The organism is Streptomyces sp. NPDC006476, from assembly GCF_040612015.1.
GTDB lineage: Bacteria > Actinomycetota > Actinomycetes > Streptomycetales > Streptomycetaceae > Streptomyces > Streptomyces griseorubiginosus_B.
The window spans coordinates 16,871-35,335 of record NZ_JBEXPK010000080.1 but is presented as its reverse complement, the minus strand read 5'-3'; the positions used below and the strand labels follow the sequence as shown (position 1 = coordinate 35,335).

Sequence of the window (18,465 nt, the reverse complement as noted above, 5' to 3'; positions counted from 1 at the left end):
TTCTCGTGGTCGATCTTGGCGGTGCCGAAGGTCTCCACGAACAGACCCACCGGCTCGGCCTTGCCGATCGCGTACGCGACCTGCACCTCGCAGCGTGAGGCGAGACCCGCTGCGACGACGTTCTTGGCCACCCAGCGCATCGCGTACGCCGCCGAACGGTCCACCTTGGACGGGTCCTTGCCGGAGAAGGCGCCGCCACCGTGCCGGGCCATGCCGCCGTACGTGTCGATGATGATCTTCCGGCCGGTCAGGCCCGCGTCGCCCATCGGGCCGCCGATCTCGAAGCGGCCGGTCGGGTTGACCAGGAGACGGTAGTTCTCGGTGTCCAACTTCAGGCCCTCGGTGGCCAGTTCCGCGAGGACGTGATCCACCACGTGCTCCCGGACGTCCGGGGTGAGCAGTGAGCCGAGGTCGATGTCGCTCGCGTGCTGCGAGGAGACGACGACCGTGTCGAGGCGGACCGCCTTGTCGCCGTCGTACTCGATGGTGACCTGTGTCTTCCCGTCGGGGCGCAGATAGGGGACCGTGCCGTCCTTGCGGACCGACGACAGGCGCCTGGACAGGCGGTGTGCCAGGGAGATCGGCAGCGGCATCAGGGTGGGCGTCTCGTCGGTCGCGTAACCGAACATGAGCCCCTGGTCGCCCGCGCCGCCGGTGTCCACGCCCTGGGCGATGTCCGGCGACTGCGCGCCGATCGACACCGACACCCCGCAGGAAGCGCCGTCGAAGCCCTTGGCCGAGGAGTCGTAGCCGATCTCGGTGATCCGGTCGCGGACCAGCTGGGCGATGGGCGCATAGGCCCGGGTGGTGACCTCGCCGGCCACGTGCACCAGGCCGGTGGTGATCAGCGTCTCGACGGCGACCCGGGAGGCCGGGTCCTCGCGCAGCAGCGCGTCGAGAACGGTGTCGCTGATCTGGTCAGCGATCTTGTCGGGGTGACCCTCGGTCACGGACTCCGAGGTGAACAGACGACGGGACACGGACCCTCCAGGGGGACGACAGCCGGACCGCGGTTGCGCGGCCAGCGTGGCGCCGGGTTCTGCAGAGCGGCTCGAAGGGCTCTACAGCCCGGCGCACGGCGAGGCCGCCGTACGCGGGTGTGCGCGTACGGCGGCCCCGGACGCCCGGTCCGGTCCTCCGGGCGTCGGTCTCCCCGTGGCCGGGTCAGGCGCGGTCGGCGGTGTGCGCCCGGGGCGCCGGGTCCGAGCCGTCGCTCTGAGGTGTCTCCTCACCGCCCTCCTCGCCCTGCTCCCACTCGGGCTTGCGGGCGTACTTGGGCAGCATGAAGGTGAGCAGGAAGCCGAGGCCGATGACGCCGACCTCGTACCACAGCACATGGCTCGTGGCCTTGGCGTAGCCCTCCTTGCGGGCCTTGTCCGAGGCCTTGGCGAGCGCCTTGCCGACGCGCTGCTCCTGGCCGGCGGGCACCGCCCCGGCCGGGGCGATCCGCCGGCAGACGGCGGGCGGGGCACCGGCGTCCTCGTTCTTGCCGCTCTCCTTCGCGCAGGCGCGGAAGTTGGCCGCGATGGTGTCCTGGGCCGGCGCGGCGACCCCGGCCGCGGTGAGCTCCTTGCGCAGGTCGGGAAGTGCCGTGTTCGCGCCGGGAACCGCCTGTCCCGCCAGCAGGTTGAAGAACAGCACGCCGATGACGGCGACACCCGCGGCGGCACCGAGCTGGTCGGCGGTGCTCAGCACCCCGGAGCCGGAGCCGGCGTGCTCCACCGGGACCCCGCCCAGCACGATGTCGACCACCGGCGAGATGACGAAGCCGAGACCGAGACCGAGCACGGCGAGCGCCGGCGCCAGGTCCCAGCCGCCGGTGGCGGAACCGAAGTGGTCGATCGTCCAGATCAGGGCGACCATGCCGACACCCATGATCACCATGCCGATGCTGAGCACCTTGCGGCCCATCTTGATCGCCAGGACCGCCGAGAACGACGAGGTGATCATCGCGCCGAAGGAGAAGGGCACGGTGGCGAGACCCGCCGCCAGCGGCGAGAACCCGAGACCCACCTGCAGATACAGGGTGAACGGGAAGAACAGGCCCGAGATGATGGCGAAGAAGCTCAGCATCACCAGCAGACCGGCCACGAACGACCGCTCCTTGAACAGGCTCGGCTCCACCAGCGCGGAGCCGTCCCGGGACGCCTTGCGCCGCTCGTACAGACCGAAGATCACGAACAGCGGCACCGAGCAGCCCATGGCGACGAACGACCAGGTGGGCCAGCCGTCCTGCTCGCCCTGCACCAGCGGGTACAGCAGCGACAACAGGGCCAGCGTCACCAGGGCGACACCTACCAGGTCCAGGTGCTTGACGTTGGGCGAACGCGACTCGCGCACGTACAGGTTGACCCCGATCAGGGCGAACAGGCCGACCGGCACGTTCACCAGGAAGATCGGGCGCCACGACCAGCCGAAAAGGTCGGCGTTGACGAGCACGCCGCCCAGCACCGGGCCGAGCATCGCGGCGACACCGGACAGGGCGCCGAACATGCCGAAGACGGCGGCGCGTTCCTTGGGCGGGAAGCTGACCTGGAAGACGGACAGTCCCTGGGTCATCACGATGGCGCCGCCCAGGCCCTGCAGCACCCGGGAGGCGATGAGCATCTCCGTGCTCTGCGCCGCGCCGCACAGCAGCGAGGCGGCCACGAACACGACGATGCCGATGGAGATCATCCTCTTGCGGCCGAGCATGTCGCCGACGCGGCCGACGGTGATCAGGCTGAGGGCGAAGGTGAGCGTGTACGCGGCGGCCACCCACTGGAGCGCCGCCTTTCCGGCGCCCAGGTCGGTCTGCAGCACGGGCAGTGCCACGTTCACGATCGTGGTGTCGATCAGGTCGAGGGCGATGGCCACGAGGATCACTGCGGCGGCGCGCCACCGCTGCGGGTCCGGCTCTCCCTCCCCTGCCAGGTACGTCTCGTCTGCTGCGTGCGTCACGGGGCTCTCCTCTGTCCGACGGCGCGCTTGCGCCGAGTGTGATCGCCTCCGCTTGAGCGCCGCTCGAGCGCGCGCGCCCACCATGCCGGGCGGCAGCGGCAACCCGCCGCGCCGGAAGGGAACGCGCAGACATGAGGCTGTACTTGCTGAGGCTGGGCACCATCCCGGGGCTCCAGGCGCCGGTGCCCGGCTATCTGATCCGCACCGACGACGGGCGTACGGTGCTGGTCGACACCGGGGCGGCGCCGGGCGGCGGGCCCGTCCAGGTCGCCGAGGGCGAGGACGTGGTGGCGACGCTGTCCCGCCTCGGCGTACGACCCGAGGACGTCGACACCGTCGTCTGCTCCCATCTCGACCCCGACCACGTCGGCGGTCATTCCGCTTTTCCCGGCGCCGAGTTCGTGATCCAGCGCGAGCACCTCGACCTGGCCCGCTCGGGCACCGTGCCGCGGCTGGAGGCCTCCCGTCCGCTGTGGGACGTGCCGGGCCTGCGCTACCGCACGGTCGAGGGCGACACCGAACTCCTGCCCGGTGTCGAGCTGATCGCCTCCGGCGGCCATGTGCCGGGCCACCAGTCCGTGCTGGTTCGCCTGGCGCACACCGGGCCCGTGCTGCTGGCCGTGGACGCGATCCCGGTCAGCGCGGCCCTGGACGCCGACAAGCGCCCCGTCCTCCCCTTCGACCTGGACGAGAAGGAACTGCGCGCCTCCACCCGCCGGTTGGTGGAGCTGGCCCGCGCCGAGAACGCCCTGATCGTGCACGGCCACGACGCCGAGCAGTGGCGGACGCTGCGGATCGCACCCGAGTACTACGACTGAGGACAGGGGCTGAGCCGATGAGTACCGAGGCGAAGAGCACCGAGGCGAAGAGTGCCGAGGCGAAGAGCGCTGAGACGAAGAGCACCGAGCGCATCCGCGTGGTCATCTATCTGCGGGCCCCCGAGGAAGGGACCGAGCCGCTGGAGGAGGCGTACCGGGAGATCAGCTGGGTGCGTCCCGGCGCCATCCCGGGTCTGCTGCGCAGCGAGCTGCTGCGGGACGTGGACCGGCCCGACGAGTTCGTGCTGCACGGCGAGTGGGAGAGCCTGGAGGCGTACCGGACCTGGCAGTTCGGCCCGGACCACAAGGACAACCCGTCGGCGCTGCGGCCGTACCAGGACCGCTCGCGCGGCCGGCACTACGCCGTCTACGGCATCGCGTCCGAGGAGGTCCGGGGCGCCTGAACCACGCGGAGGGCCGCCGACACCGATGCGGTGCGGCGGCCCTCCGCGTGCGCGCTGCCGGTCACTCCACGGGTTCCGCCGGCTCCACCGGCGCCTCCCACACCACCAGCATCAGCGCGCCCTGCTCGGTGCGCGGGGCGTGCACGCTGCCGGGGGCCATGACCAGCAGGGAGTTCTTGGGGTGCCGTCCGTCCTCGGTGATCAGCTCGCCGTCGAGCACGAGGATGATCTCGTAACTGGTGTGCCGGTGCGGGGTGGCGGCCGCGCCCGGGTGGTAGCGCACCAGCGAGGCCGCGGGGCCCGTCGGGCCGGTCTGCTCGGTGGTGTAGAGCGGGAAGACCTCGACACCGACCCGCCCGTCCGCGGTCAGCGGTGTGAACTTGAGCTTCCCGAGAAGTTCCTCGGGCCGGTCGAGCCCCTCGACGACCAGGGGAACGGCGGCCGTGGCCCGCTGTACTGACATGACGTCAACTCCTTGGCGGCGTAGTGATGATGGTGGATCGGTACGGCGTTCCGTACTGCGCCGATTGCCCGCGCACCGCACGCCGCTGGACCTTGCCGGAGGTGGTGCGGGGCAGCCGGTCGGCGAAGCACAACTGCTCGGGGCGGCCGACGGGGGAGAGGGTGCGCTCGGCGTGGGCCAGCAGTTCTGCGGCGAGCGCCGGATCAGCCGTACGGCCGGGGGCCGGGACGACGACGGCGAGCGGCAGCAGACCGGCCGTCTCGTCGGGCACCGGCACCACCGCCACGTCCGCCACCGCCGGGTGGGCACGCAGCGCGGCCTCCGCCTCGTACGGGGAGACGCGGTGGCCATGGGACTTGAACACGTCATCGCGCCGGCCCAGGACCCGGATCCAGCCGTCGGCGTCGCGTTCGCCGAGGTCGCCGGTGGCGTACCAGTCGCGCCCCAGGGCCCGTTCGGTGCGCTCGGGATCGTCCGGATAGCCGGCCATCACACCGACCGGCCGCCCGCCGTCCGTGCCCCCCTCATCGCCCCCGGGCGCCAACTCGACGCAGATCTCGCCCACTTGCTCGTGTCGCTCGCCGGTGTCCGGGTCGCGCAGGGTGATGCGGTAGCCGGGCAGCGGGCGGCCCAGCAGTCCGGGCCGGGGAGTGGTGCCGGGCGGGGTGCCGATCAGCGCCGTCGTCTCGGTCTGGCCGTACCCGTCGCGTACGACGACACCCCAGGCGTTCCGTACGGCCTCGGCGAGGTCCGTCGGCAGGGGCTCCCCGGCGCTCGTCGCCTCCCGCAACCGGGGTGTGGCCGAGCCGAGATGGGGGCGCAGGGCCTGCCAGGTGCTCGGCGGGGCGCAGAAGCTGTCCGCCGCGAGCCGGTCCAGCAGCCGGGGCAGCCCCGCCGGGTCCACCGGGCCCTCGGGCAGCGCGACGATCGTGGCCTCGGCGTTCCACGGCACGAACAGGCTGCTCCAGGAGTGCTTGGCCCAGCCAGGGGAGGAGACGTTGACGTGCCGGTCGCCGGGCAGCAGGCCGTTCCAGTAGAGGCTGGAGAGGTGGCCGGCCGGATAGCTGAGGTGGGTGTGGGCGACCAGCTTGGGCGTGGAGGTGGTGCCGGAGGTGAAGTAGCAGAAGGCCACGTCGTCGGCGGGAGTGGGGCCGTCGGGTACGAAGGGCTCGCCGACCGCGTGACTGTCGCCGTAGTCCGTCCAGCCCCTGGGTACGCGCCCGTCGGGTCCTGGCACCGCGACCCGTATGCCGGGGACGGTCACGGACGCGAAGGCGTCGGTCGACGCGGACCGGCACACCAGATGCGCGAGGCGCCCGCGGCCGACCCGGTCGGCGGCCTGGTCCGGGGTCAGGTCCGGGTGGCTGGGCACCACCACGGCCCCCAGTTTCAGCGCCGCCAGCAGCACCTCCCACAGCTCCACCTGCGTACCGAGCACCACCATCAGCCGGTCACCGCGGGCCACCCCCAGCCGGGCCAGCCACACGGCCACCGCGTCCGAGCGCCGGGACAGCTCGGCGTACGACACCCCACGCACGCTCCCGTCCCGCCCGACCAGCTCCAGCGCGGGCGCGTCGTTTCCCTCCGCGACCACGTCGAACCACTCCAACGCCCAGTTGAAGTACACGGGCCGCGGCCAGCGGAAGCGGGCAACGGCGGCGTCGGGCTCGGTGCGGTGGCGGAGCAACAGGTCGCGGGCGGCGCGGAATTCACGGTGGGCGGGGGTGTGGCGGGCGGGATCCGGCGCCGTGGTCGACAACGTGGCGAACCCTGATGATTCCCGTGACGTCGACATCATCGTTCTCCCTCGTCGTCAGTCGTGGTCAGTGCCGTGCGCCAGCGGGGGCTCAGGACGACTCCGGTCAGTTCCGGGTGGTCGGGGGTGGTGTGCGCCCCGGTCAGCGCGTCCTCGGCTATCGCGTCGGCGTCGGCCGTGAACTCCCCCCACACGCCCGGACGTCCGCTGCCGACCTGGGTGAACCAGCGGGTGAACTCGCTCGGGATGCCCAGCACGTACATGCCGGTCTCGGGGCGTCCTTCGGCGCGGACCGGATGGAACGGCGAGGCCGTGACCGTGACACCGCCGGTGGCGAACTCCCTGCCGTCCGGGCCCCGGTTGACGTACGGCGTGAGCAACCCCTGGTCGCGCAGCCGGGCGGTCAGGTCGCCGTGGGCCCGGCGCAGGTCGGGTTCCGGGATGCGGGCGTCGATCAGCACGTCCAGCGCGCTGCGGCTGCCCGCGACATGCGGGGACTCCACGAAGAACCGGCCGGTGTCCTCGTCGGCGCCGAACCGGGCGTCCGGCCCGGCGACGCGCAGCAGCCCGGCGTCCAGGAGCGCCAGCAGCTGCTCCAGGCGCACCATGGGCGGACCGGTGGTCAGCCTGGACACCATCGGCACGAAGTCCGACAGGAAGTCCTCGCGGTGCGAGTCGGGCGCGAGCCCCGAGAAGTCCACCGCGGTGCGCAGCACTCCGCGCACGTCCCGGATGGTGTCGAGACACGCCTTCACCGGCCCCTCGGCGTTCCCCTCGGCGGCCAGTTCCAGATCCCGGCGCAACAAGGCGGCCAACTCCGTCTCGAATGCCTCGGGACTCGCGAACCGCCGCCCACGAAACGGCCAGGCCCACTCCTCCAGATCCACCGCCCGCCACCCACGCAGCCCACAACGGGCCGCCGCCCGCACCACCACGTCCTGCGGCTCACGGACCGGCGCGCACACTGCCTGTGGGGCGTCGCCGGTGGTGCGGCTTGCGTGCGGCTCAGCGCCCGGTGTGCGGAGTGCCTGTGGGCCGTCACCCGCTGCAAGGACTGTCCGCTGGCCATCGCCTGGCTCGCACACTGCCTGCAGGCCGTCACCGGTGGTGCGGGCTGCCTGCGGCTCACCGCCGGCTGCGCGGACTGTCTGTGGGTCGGCGCCGGTGGTGCGACCTGTCTGCGGCTCAGTGCCCGGCGTGTGGAGTGCCTTTGGGGCGCCGCCCGTTGCGCGTACTCCTCGTGCGTCGCCGCCCGTCGCGCGCACCGCTTCCCGGCCGTCTCCCCACGCGCGTACCGCCTCCACCGCCTCGTGGCGGAAGCGTTCGGCGATGTCGGGGCCGTAGGCCCGTTGCAGTGCCGTTGCGCAGCGGACCAGTTCCACCTCGGCCAGCAGCCATGGCAGGACGTCGGCGCGGAAGTCGAGGGGGCCGCGGCGGCGCAGGGCGCGGATCCGTTCCCGGGTGAACAGCAGCGGTCGGTAGGTGTGCCGGGGTCCCTTCTGGTTGCGGCCCCGGGCGAGCAGCGGCACCCCGCTGCGGGACCCGGCCACCACCACCGGCTCCCGGCCGCAGGGCACGTACCGCAGTCCGCCCCCGTCGCCCGGCACGAACCGGCCGCCGCGCCCGGTGGTGAGGGCGGCCAGCACGTCGTAGAAGGACAGGCCGAGGCCGATGACGCCCACGGTGCTGCCGGGTGGGACGTCGCCCAGTGGCATGTCGACCGCCGAGTCGCCCCGCACGTACCGCAACCCGGGCCGTGCCGCCGCGAAGTCCGCCAACGCGCGCTGCTCGGGCCGGAGTTCGGGCAGCGGGTGACCGGTCGTCAGCACCACCCGGTCGGCACGCAGCTGCTCCCCGCCGCCGAGCGAGAGCAGATACCGTCCGTCCGGCTCGCGAACGACCGTCTCGACGTACCGGCGCAACCGCCGCAGCCTGAGCGTGTCCGGCGGCAGCGTCTGCTCGATCCGGTCCAGGGCATAGGCGAGGTACTGGCCGTACAGCCCGCGCGGCGCGCACACGTCGGGGGCCGCCCGGTCAGGCTCCACGACGCGCCACCACTCGTACAGCGAGGGCCCGGCGCCCGCCCGGGCGGGACCGGAGTCGGGGAGCCCGGAGAAGATGGTGACCTCGCCGCAGACCGTGTTCATCATCGACCAACGCGGCTGGTCCGTACGCCAGATACGGCCCGGCCCCACCTCCACGGCGTCAATCGCGTACACCTCGACGGGACGCGGCGCGGGCCGCTCGGCGAGGCGGGCCGCCAGCCGTTCCAGCACGGAGATGCCGCGCGGCCCGGTGCCCACGACCGCGATCCGGTACGGCTCGGGCGGTGCGTCCCCGGGCAGCGGCTCGGGGAACCCGGCCGAGCCGGACTCCGGGGCCGCATCCAGAGCGAGCAGATCGTGCCGGTCGGCGGTGTAGCGCAGCATCTGCAGCAGCCGTCCCGCCGTCACCGGAGCCGGGGACGCGCCCACCCGGCGCGGCAGCGGCATCCGCCCGGTCCTCGTCCAGCGCAGCCGGCCCTCCCCGTCGACCGCCGCCTGGGTCAGCCCCCGGTTGTCCTCGTGCAGACAGAACGGCACGTCCAGGATCCCGGCGGCGAAGGCGCGGGTCAGCGCGGTGCCCACGTCCTCGTGCAGCTCCAGCGTCGCCTCGACCAGCGCCCCGGCTTCGGCCAGCACCTCACCGGGGTCCACCTCGTGCGCCCACGGGATCCGGCTGTCCGCCCGGGCCCGTTCGGCGGCACGGTCGGCCGACCTGAGCGAGGCGATGTTCTCCGCGACGGTCGGCAGCCGCAGCGCCTCCGCCGGGGTCTTCACCACGAGCCGCTGGGCGCCGCCGCGCACCGCGAGCTCCGCGCTGCGGTCCATCAGCAGCCGGGCGCCCCGCGGACTGCCCGGGAAGACACCCATGTACGTGTAGAGCACCAGATGCCGGTCGACATGACCCGGCAGCCAGGCGTCCGCGAGCATCCGCAGCGCGGTCAGCGCCTCCACGTCCTGCCGGGCGTCGGTCTGCTGGGCGTAGCTCAGCGAGACGCTGGGCGTGCCCTGCTGCACGAAGAACAGGGCCTCCAGCAGGCTCGTCGCCACCAGCAGGGAGGGCGGGCAGAGCTGGCCGAGCAGACAGCCGCCGAAGGTCTCCAGATGCGCGCGCAGCCCTCGCTCCCGGCTCAGCCCGGCGAACTCCGCCGTCGCCGCACGCCAGTTGGCGACCGACTCGGCGAGCGGGGTGCGGCCGTAGGGCAGGCAGTACGACACCGGGCCGCCCTCGCTCGCGGACAGCCCGGCGCGCACCATCGTGCGGAAGATGTCCCGCGGCAGCGCGGAACCGTGCCGCACCTGCACCGACCGCTCCCCGGCCGCCCGCGCGACCTCGGCGGCGACCCGCGGGCCGTGCGCCACGAGAGGGAAGCCGTTGAGCGGGTCGCCCGCGGCCAGCGCCGCCCGCGCGTGGTCGTGGTCGCCGACCCGGGTGTAGCTGTCCAGCGTGAGGGTGCCCACGGTCGGGAACGGCAGCGAGCACACCGCCCGCAGCCCCGCGGCCATCGCGTCCGGGGCGGCCATCCCCATCCGGGGCTGTACGACGAGACGGCCCGCGTCCGCCGCCCGGCGCACCTGGTCGCCCAGGTCGGCGGGGGAACGGCCGCGCACAGACTGCTCCGTCATACCGCCCTGCCCTCCGCGGCCCGCTGCGGCAGCGCGCCGAGGAGCCGGCCGATCGACGAGGCGTCCGCGGTGTCGGTGAACACCGCGTCGAAACCGGCGTCGACCAGGGCCCGGGCGGCCGCGGTGCCCTCGTCGCCGTCGATGCCCAGCTTGCCGCCGATGACGGCGGGGACGTCACCGGCGACCGGGTCGGCGCGCAGCTTGCGGATCACCCGTGCCCCGTCGAGGCGGCCGTGGCCGTTGACGGTGCTGACCACCAGCAGGTCGGGCCGGACGCGGCGCATGGAGTCGAGCAGCAGCCGGTCGGGTACGCACGGCCCGAGATTGACGACCTCGTGGCCCATCTCCTCGAGCAGCAGCTGCAGGAAGACCAGGTTCCAGGTGTGGGCGTCCGAGGAGACCGTGGACAGCAGGACGCGCCGTCGCCCGTCTCGTGGGGCCACCGTCCTCATAGTTGCTCATCTCTCTCTCGCGTAGGACTGGCTGATGGCTCTCGTGGGGGAGGGGCGACGGCGGGTCAGCGGAGCGTGACCAGCTGCCACATGCCCTCGAAGGCGCGCTTGACGAGCGTCTGCCGGTTGCTGATGAAGGAGGTGAGGAGGTAGCCGCCGGGCTGCAGGGCGAGGGAGAAGACCGCGGAGGCGCCGGGCTGCAGCGGTGTGAGTCCGACGGGCACGCCGACGAAGGGGTACACCGGCGGCTGCTGGCCCTTGCGCAGCGCCTCCATGCAGGCGGTGACGTCCGCCTCGGTGGCGCCCGGGGTGGTGCGCAGGAACATCACCTCGTTGAGCTGGGCGGTGTGGTTGACGACCTGGAAGGTGCCGTCGGCGGGCAGGGTGGGGGCGGTGAGGTAGCGGCCCTGGTCGCCGTCGTCGTACGGGGCGATGGTGTGCGCGGTGACCGGGAGGCGGCCCTGCGGGCGGGTGCCGGTCACGGTGAGGGTGCGCACGCGCTCGGGGTGGGCGGGGTCGACGGTGGTGTAGTCGAGCAGGTGGTAGGTGCCGGGCGCGAGGATCCAGCTCGTCTCGACCGGGCCGCCCACCGCGCTGACCGCCGGTCCGCCGAAGTAGCGGGCCTCGCTGTCGATGAGGGCGAGGCCGGTGCGGCGCTCGGCCGGGTCGGTGGCGGTGGCGGCCTGCCGGTAGTGGGTCAGGAAGTCCACCAGGGGCACGCCGGGCCGCAGCCTGACCAGCCCGAGCGGGTGCTGCTGCTTCTGGTCGGGGGTGGTGGCGCGCAGGGTCACGGCGCCCGCGGTCACCGAATCCGTGCTGAGGGTCAGTGCGTCGGGCGCGGCCACCGCCTCCACGACCTGCCCGGTACGCCGGCCGCGCGAGCCCTGCTGGGCGAGCGCGGGCGTGGGCAGCAGCGCGACCGCGCCCGAGGCCATTCCGAACAGCACTCCACGGCGCCCGAGCCTCGCCGACCCGTCGCTGACGTTCGCTTGCATCACCGGTTCCTCCTCTTTGCTCCGAGGCCCGGCATGCTCCGTAGACCGGCTCAAGGGTGACTTCAGGGCGTATCGAGAGGGGGGCGGCACGGTGTGGGGGTCCGGTCCGCGGAGTCCCTGGAGGTACCCCCATGAGCCGCACAAGCCCCGTATGCCCCGTAAGCCCCGTGAGCCGTATGGGCACAGCCACCGCCGTCGTCACCGGAGCGGGGAGCGGGATCGGTGCCGCGACCGCCCGTCGGCTCGCGTCCGCCGGGTACGGGGTGGTGCTGGCCGCCCGCCGCAAGGACCGCCTCGACGAGGTCGCCGCGCGGATCGAGGCGGACGGCGGCCGGTGTTCCGTACACGCCCTCGACGTCACCGACCGCGACGCCGTACGGGCCTTCGCCGACGGCCTGGACCGGGTCGACGTGCTGGTGAACAACGCGGGCGGCGCGCTGGGCACCGAGTACGTGGCCGTCGCCGACCCCGCCGACTGGTCGGCGATGTACGAGGTGAACGTCCTCGGCGTCCTGCACGTCACCCAGGCCCTGCTGCCCGCGCTCGTGGCGAGCGGCGACGGCACGGTCGTGGTGCTGTCCTCCACCGCGGGCCATGTCGCCTACGAGGGCGGCGGTGGCTACGCGGCCGCCAAACACGGGGCGCACGCGCTCGCGGCCACGCTGCGGTTGGAACTGTGCGGCGAGCCGGTCCGGGTGATCGAGATCGCACCCGGCATCGTGCGCACCGAGGAGTTCGCCCTCAACCGCTTCCGCGGCGACGAGGACGCGGCGGCCGCGGTCTACCGGGGCATCGAGGCCCCCCTCACGGCCGAGGACATAGCCGACACCGTCACCTGGACCGTCACCCGCCCCACCCACGTCAACATCGACCTGATCGTCGTCCGCCCCCGAGCCCAGTCAGCCCAACACAAGGTCCACCGCACGGCGTGAGGTACGGCGGTATGGGCCGGCCCGGAGGGTTACCGCCCGGCGCGAGGCGCGGCGGCATCCGCCGTCCCGGGCGGCTGGGGGGGAGGGCGTGCGCTGGCGGCCCGGGTGTGCCGGCGTGGGGTACGGGGGGCGGTGTCATGCGCCGCCCTCCGACGGCTCCGCGGCGTGAGGTACGGCGGTATGGCCCGGCTCGGAGGGTTACCGCCCGGCGCGAGGCGCGGCGGCATTCGCCGTCCCGGGCGGCTGGGGGGTAGGGCGTGCGCTGGCGGCTCGGGTGTGCCGGCGTGGGCCCGCGCGGACGGCGTGGCTGGGGGATGGGCGTGTGCCGGTCGGGGTGTGCCGGCGCGGGCTCAGGCCGATCGTGGCCGTCGGTCCCGGCAGGACATCGCCGGACGGGAGACGCGCCCGCCGCCTCCGGCTGCGCCGCACCGCACGCCATTCGGGCACACCCATCGGCCCCCCTCCCGCGTATCCACCACCCGATGTGAGACGCGTCTGGATCGGCCACCCAGCCGATCCCGGCTGACCACCGTGCGTGCCCGCCCCGCCCCGGCGTACCTGAAGCGCCCTCCGGTGTACCGCCGCTCAAGCGGGCGCCTAGCCCCCTGCGGCTGAATGTGCGCTGCCGGTCCCGAGCGGCGCCGGAACGAGGTGACGAAGGAGAGTGCACGTGCTGACGCGCAGGCAACTGATCAAGGCGGGCGCCGCCACCGGTGTGCTGGCGGCCGGCTCCGCCTCCGGCATCGCCCTGGCCGAGGGATCCGGCGCTGCGGCGGCCGACGAGCCCTTCGGCGTCCCGCTCAGGCCCGCCCGGGTGCTGAGTCCGGTCCGGCAGGGGCGCGGGCGGTCCAAGGGGTGGTACGACGTCTATCGGCTCAGCCCGACAGAGGCCGATGTCACCGTGCTGCCGGGGACCACCACGCGGATGCGGCTGTTCAACGGCGAGGTCGCCCCGGTCATCAGGGCCACCCGCGGCCGCCCGGTGTTCATCGAGCAGACCAACGCCCTCGACGTGCCGTTCTCCATGCACCTGCACGGCGGCCACGTCCCGGCCCGCTACGACGGACACCCCGCCGAGGAGGTGCGCCCCGGCGGCAGCCGCGTCTTCTTCTACCCCAACGAGCAGCGCGCCTCGACCCTGTGGCTGCACGACCACTCGCTGGAGGCGCACACCGAGAACATCTACCGCGGCACGGTGGCCGGCTACCTCCTGACCGACGAGTTCGAGGAGCGGCTGCCCCTGCCCAAGGGCCGGTACGACGTCCCCCTGTACCTGCGGGACGCCAAGTTCGCCGCCGACGGCTCACTGGTGTACGCCATGGACGGCTTCCGCGACCGGCCCACCCTCCTGGTCAACGGCACCCCGCGCCCGTACTTCGAGGTCGCCGCCCGCAAGTACCGCATCCGCCTGACCAACACCTCCAACGAGCGGGCGTTCCTGCTGCAGTTGGGCGAGGGCGACGAGATGACCCACATCGCCTCCGACGGCGGCCTGCTGCCCGCCCCGGTCTCCGCCCGGGTGCTGGAGATATGGCCGGCCGAACGGCAGGAGGTCGTCATCGACTTCTCCCGCTACCCCGTCGGCTCGAAGATCGTCCTCGGCAACAAGCTCGCATTCCCCGGCGAGGCCCCGGAGGTCATGCGCTTCGACGTGGTGCGCACCGCGGAAGACCCCTCCAGCGTTCCCGACCGGCTGCGCCCGGTGCCCGACCTCGGCACCCCCACCGTCGAGCGGACCTTCGTGATGTCCTTCGACGTCGCCACCGGACAACACCTCATCAACGGCAAGCCGTTCGACCCTGAGCGCGTCGACCTCCGGCCCCGACTCGGCACCACGGAGATCTGGACCGTCACCAACACCGACACCAGGTTCGGCATCCCGCACTCGATGCACACCCACCTGGAGCACTTCCAGGTGGTGGACCGCGACGGCACGGCCCCCGCGGCCGGCGAGGCGGGCCTGAAGGACACCGTCACGGTCATGCCGGGCAGGACCGTCCGCTTCAAGCTCAAGTTCACCGACTACACGGGCAAGTTCATGTACCACTGCCATCTGCTGGGCCACATGACCATGGGAATGATGGGCCAGATGGAAGTCGTCGACTGAACGGCCCGCCGCGCCTCATCGAGCATCCTGGAGGACCGTCTTGTCCGACGACATCCCGGACGAGGGCCTGCGCTTCCCGTTCGAGACCAGCCGCCTGTTCGATCCGCCGGCCGAGTGGCGACTGCTGCGGGAGAGCTGCCCGGTGGCCCGTGCCGACCTGCCCACCGGGGACCGGGCCTGGCTCGTGACCCGGTACGAGGACGTCCGCGCCGTGCTCAACGACCCCCGCCTCAGCCGCGCGGCCACCACCCGACCCGACGCGCCGCGGCTCGGCCCGGCACGCCCCGAACCGGACTCCATCATGGCGATGGACCCGCCCGACCACACCCGGCTGCGCCGGCTGCTGGCCCCCGCCTTCACCGGCCGTCAGGCCGAGCGGTTACGGCCGCGGATCGCCCGTACCGCCGAGCGGCTGCTGGACGACATGGCGGAGATCGGGCCGCCCGTCGACCTGGTGGAGCATCTGGCCCGCCCGCTGCCCATCATCACCATCTGCGAACTGCTGGGCGTGCCGGACGAGGACCGGGAGTCCTTCAAGGAGTGGACGGACGCGGCCCTGACCCTCGCCCCGCACGCGGCCGGCGCGGTCACCGGCGCCCGGGAGCGGCTCGCCGACTATCTGCGGCACCTGATCGCGGAGAAGCAGGAGAAGCAGCAGACCCCGGGCGACGACCTGCTCGGCACCCTGATCGCGGCCCGAGACGAGGACCGGCTGCGCCCCGCGGAACTGGTCACCGTCGCCGCCACGCTCATCACGGCCGGCTACCACACGGTCGCCAACTCCCTGGCCAACTCGGTGCTCGCGCTGCTGCGCCACCCGGGACAGCTGGACCCGCTGCGCGGCGGCCCGTTCCCGGCCGAGGCCGTGGAGGAACTGCTGCGCTGGACCCCGGGGCCGGTGAGCGGCGGCACCATCAGGATCGCCACCCAGGAGGTCAAGATCGGCGCCACGGTGGTCCGGCCGGGCGAGGCGGTGATCCCGTCCACCGCGTCGGCCAACCGGGACGCCGGGGCCTTCGAGGACCCCGACGTCCTCGACCTCGGGCGTCCGGAGAACCGGCACATCGCCTTCGGGCACGGCATCCACCGCTGTCTCGGGGCGCCCCTGGCCCGGGTGGAGCTGCAGGTGGCACTCGACGCCCTGGTGCGCCGCTTCCCCGCCCTGCGGCTGGCCGTCGCCGAGCGGGAGCTGAGCTGGGGGACCGGGATGATCCGGGGCGTCAACGCCCTGCCGGTGGCGTGGTGAGCGGCGCCCCGGGCAGCTGGTGCGTCAGATCGCGCAGCAGGTCGTTGACCCGTCCGACGAACTCCGCGATGAGCTCCAGTTGTTCGTCGTCGTACGACTCCAGGACGGCCGTCATGACGTCCTTGAGCGGGGCGAACGCTGCGGACAACTCCTGCTCGCGGCGGCCGGTGGAGACCACGATGACCTTGCGCCGGTCGTGCGGGTCGCGGACCCGTTCGATGAAGCCGGCCTTCTCCATCCGGTCCAGCACGGCCGTGGTCGCCGACGTGCTCATGCCGGTGATCTCGGCGAGCCGGCCGGCCGTCAGTCGCTCCTCGCTGCGGGCCAGGTCGACGCACTTCATGTCGGTTGGGTTCAGCCCGAACCGCTCGGCGATCGCCTGGTGGAGCAACTGCCCGCGCCCGCCGTTGTCCCGCACCGCGTCCTCGATCGCCGCCATCAGCTGGGTCCTGCGACGACTGGGCCGGGTTGACATGGACCACCTCCAGGAGGAAAGTATTTCGACAGATCGAGATATTCGATGAGTCGAGATGTTCGATGATCAGAAATGCTCGATCGATCGAGATGTCCGAGACTCCGAGAAGTCCCACGCATGGAATTAGTTTAGCCTTGAGGGGTAGTCATGAACACATCTGCGGCTGAGCAGGCCAAGTGGCGCGTCGAGGGAATCGTCGAGGCTCCCGTGGAGCACGTGGCCGAGGCCCTGCTGACCGTGCGCGAGGGTGAGGCCGGCGTCGACGGCAACGCGCTGGTGCTGGCCGGCGACCACACCCGGGAGAGCGGGGCGGTGACCCTGGAGGGCGGCCCCGAGAAGTTCGTCGGCCGCTTCGGCGACTCCGGCGCCGACTACCTGGAGCTGACCGTGGACCGCGCGGCCGGGGCGGTCACCGTGCAGACCTGGTTCGGCGGCACCTACACCGTCGAGCCGGCGGGCGGTGCGAGCCGGGTGGTGCTGAGCGTCCACAACCTCGTACCGGGCTCCGGGCGGCTGGGCCGCAAGGTCGCCGAGATCGGCGTCGAATCCCGTCTGGAGCGGGTCCTGACCGGCGTCCTCGGCGCCCTGTCCGACCACCTCGGCGCCCCGACCCCCGCCCCCGCGAGGGCCACCGCCAAGTAGCCGCCCACGGCGCCTCCCCGCGCCCCCCGAACCCACAGCCACCCGGGCATCATTCCCCCGCCGCCCGGGTGGCTGTGTGCTTCCCCGGCCGCCGAACGGCCGCGCCGATCACGCCAGTTGGCCGGTTCGAGGTCCATTGGAGCACCGCACGAGGCCCGGGTGTGACCCTCTCCGCGACCGTGCGCCGCCGGGCGCAGGGCACGAGGAGGGCAGTATGAGAAAGGACCGAACGGCTCCCGCGCGGGCCATCCGGGGGGCGCTGCCGGTCGCCGCGCTCGCACTCGTGGCGGTGGCCGCCGCACCGGGCCCCGCCACCGGGGCCACCGGTGACGGCGGTACGACCGTCCTGGTCAGCGTCGGCCTCGGCGGCCGCCCGGCCAACGGGCCCAGCGAGCGGGCCTCCATCAGCGCCGACGGCCGTCTGGTCGTGTTCACCTCGCACGCGAGCAACCTCGTGCGCGGCGACCGCAACGACTGCACCGACGTCTTCCTGCGCGACCTCGACCGCGGCACCACCGTCCGTGTCGACCGCGGCTGGGACGGCACCGAGTCCGACGGCTGCACCGGCATCGACCCGATCATCAGCGCCGACGGCCGCTACGCGGTCTACTCCGCCGACTCCACCAACCTCGTCCGCGGGGTCCGCGACGGCCGCTCCCACATCTACCGCACCGACCTGCGCACCGGCGCGACCGTGCTGGCCTCGGCCGCCGCCGACGGCACCCCCGGCAACGGCGACAGCATGCGCCCGACGCTCTCCGCCGACGGCCGGTACGTGGCCTTCGCCACCGCCGCGACCAACCTGGTTCCGGGCACCCCCTCGGGCACCTGGGACACCGTGGTCCGCGACATGAACAGCGGCAAGGTCGTCCGCACCAGCGCCGCCTCCGACGGCACCTCCGGCAACGCGGCCAGCGACGGCACCCAGATCAGCGCCGACGGCCGGTACGTCACCTTCTTCTCCAACGCCACCAACCTGGTGGCCGACGACACCAACAAGAAGGTCGACGAGTTCCTGCACGACACCGCGACCGGCCGCACCACCCGGCTGAGCGTCTCGACGGCCGGCGTCCAGTCCGACCAGATCACCATCGGCGGCACCATCAGCGACGACAACCGCTACGTCGTCCTGAACTCGCACGCCACCAACCTCACCGCGGACAGCCCCGCCACCGGCGCCAACCACATCTACCTGCAGGACCTGGACGACAACACCCTGCAGCTCATCGACAAGGGCGCCGACGGCGTGCCCGCGCCCGGCGGCACCTTCTGGGCCAGCATCAGCGGCGACGGCAAGCACATCCCGATGGCCTCCGCCGGCGGCGACCTGGTCCCCGGCGACACCAACGACGTACGCGACATCTTCGTCGCCGACCTGCCCGGCCCGACACTGCGCCGGGTGAGCGTCGGCACCGACGGACAGCAGGCCGACGCCGCGAGCTACTTCCCCGACGCCGACCAGCACGCCGACGCCGTGGTGTTCACCTCGTACGCCACGAACCTCGTGGCCGGGGACACCAACGGCCGGCCGGACGTCTTCGTCCACCGCGACCAGCCGTGAACCGAC

General features: G+C 72.9%; 15 protein-coding genes. 7 read left to right on the top strand and 8 right to left on the bottom strand.

Annotation, left to right across the window (positions count from 1 at the left end; all coding sequences use genetic code 11):
- On the bottom strand, positions 1-980 hold a 980-nt coding region (gene metK / locus ABZZ74_RS44805; RefSeq protein WP_356949895.1), incomplete at its 3' end, for a methionine adenosyltransferase.
- A 184-nt stretch (positions 981-1,164) separates the two neighbouring features.
- On the bottom strand, positions 1,165-2,940 hold the full coding sequence (locus ABZZ74_RS44800; RefSeq protein ID WP_356949894.1) for an MFS transporter: 1,776 nt from the start codon (positions 2,938-2,940) through the stop codon (positions 1,165-1,167).
- A 131-nt stretch (positions 2,941-3,071) separates the two neighbouring features.
- On the opposite strand from ABZZ74_RS44800, the gene ABZZ74_RS44795 reads away from it, so the two are divergent.
- Positions 3,072-3,758 carry an N-acyl homoserine lactonase family protein gene (locus ABZZ74_RS44795; RefSeq protein ID WP_356949893.1) on the top strand — a complete coding sequence of 229 codons (687 nt, stop codon included), beginning with the start codon at positions 3,072-3,074 and terminating at the stop codon, positions 3,756-3,758.
- Between the two features lie 17 nt (positions 3,759-3,775).
- Entirely contained in the window at positions 3,776-4,162 is a 387-nt protein-coding gene (locus ABZZ74_RS44790) for an antibiotic biosynthesis monooxygenase family protein (RefSeq protein ID WP_356949892.1), read from the top strand.
- A 61-nt stretch (positions 4,163-4,223) separates the two neighbouring features.
- Here the strand turns inward: ABZZ74_RS44790 and ABZZ74_RS44785 are convergent, their stop codons facing one another.
- From ABZZ74_RS44785 to ABZZ74_RS44765, 5 genes are all read right to left on the bottom strand, one after another.
- Positions 4,224-4,625: a cupin domain-containing protein gene (locus tag ABZZ74_RS44785; RefSeq protein ID WP_356949891.1), complete on the bottom strand. Its 402-nt coding sequence runs from the start codon at positions 4,623-4,625 to the stop codon at positions 4,224-4,226.
- A gap of 4 nt (positions 4,626-4,629) precedes the next feature.
- Complete coding sequence (locus ABZZ74_RS44780) at positions 4,630-6,384, bottom strand: AMP-binding protein (protein WP_356949890.1); 1,755 nt, start codon at positions 6,382-6,384, stop codon at positions 4,630-4,632.
- A 35-nt stretch (positions 6,385-6,419) separates the two neighbouring features.
- A complete protein-coding gene (locus tag ABZZ74_RS44775) occupies positions 6,420-10,049 on the bottom strand; it encodes an FAD/NAD(P)-binding protein (RefSeq protein WP_356949889.1) in 3,630 nt (1,209 codons plus the stop codon).
- A complete protein-coding gene (locus ABZZ74_RS44770; RefSeq protein ID WP_133043067.1) occupies positions 10,046-10,501 on the bottom strand; it encodes a cobalamin-dependent protein in 456 nt (151 codons plus the stop codon). Before ABZZ74_RS44770 ends, ABZZ74_RS44775 begins: the two co-directional genes overlap by 4 nt.
- A 65-nt stretch (positions 10,502-10,566) precedes the next feature.
- On the bottom strand, positions 10,567-11,499 hold the full coding sequence (locus ABZZ74_RS44765; RefSeq protein WP_356949888.1) for a hypothetical protein: 933 nt from the start codon (positions 11,497-11,499) through the stop codon (positions 10,567-10,569).
- Positions 11,500-11,672: 173 nt separating this feature from the next.
- On the opposite strand from ABZZ74_RS44765, the gene ABZZ74_RS44760 reads away from it, so the two are divergent.
- The 3 genes from ABZZ74_RS44760 (at position 11,673) to ABZZ74_RS44750 (ending at position 15,781) form a co-directional block, all read left to right on the top strand.
- Positions 11,673-12,428, top strand: coding sequence for an SDR family oxidoreductase (locus ABZZ74_RS44760; RefSeq protein ID WP_356949887.1), 756 nt, complete (start codon positions 11,673-11,675; stop codon positions 12,426-12,428).
- 670 nt (positions 12,429-13,098) lie between these two features.
- Positions 13,099-14,535: a multicopper oxidase domain-containing protein gene (locus ABZZ74_RS44755; protein ID WP_356949886.1), complete on the top strand. Its 1,437-nt coding sequence runs from the start codon at positions 13,099-13,101 to the stop codon at positions 14,533-14,535.
- 40 nt (positions 14,536-14,575) lie between these two features.
- Positions 14,576-15,781, top strand: a complete 1,206-nt coding sequence (locus ABZZ74_RS44750) for a cytochrome P450 (protein ID WP_356949885.1) — start codon at positions 14,576-14,578, stop codon at positions 15,779-15,781.
- Here the strand turns inward: ABZZ74_RS44750 and ABZZ74_RS44745 are convergent.
- Complete coding sequence (locus ABZZ74_RS44745; RefSeq protein ID WP_356949884.1) at positions 15,756-16,256, bottom strand: MarR family transcriptional regulator; 501 nt, start codon at positions 16,254-16,256, stop codon at positions 15,756-15,758. The two genes, ABZZ74_RS44750 and ABZZ74_RS44745, sit on opposite strands and share 26 nt — an antisense overlap.
- A 147-nt stretch (positions 16,257-16,403) precedes the next feature.
- Here ABZZ74_RS44745 and ABZZ74_RS44740 point away from each other — a divergent pair, with 147 nt between their 5' ends.
- Positions 16,404-16,898, top strand: a complete 495-nt coding sequence (locus ABZZ74_RS44740) for a hypothetical protein (RefSeq protein ID WP_356949883.1) — start codon at positions 16,404-16,406, stop codon at positions 16,896-16,898.
- 214 nt (positions 16,899-17,112) lie between these two features.
- The gene (locus ABZZ74_RS44735) at positions 17,113-18,459 is read left to right on the top strand and encodes a hypothetical protein (RefSeq protein ID WP_356949882.1); all 1,347 of its coding nucleotides are present in this window, start codon (positions 17,113-17,115) and stop codon (positions 18,457-18,459) included.
- Positions 18,460-18,465: the final 6 nt, after the last annotated feature.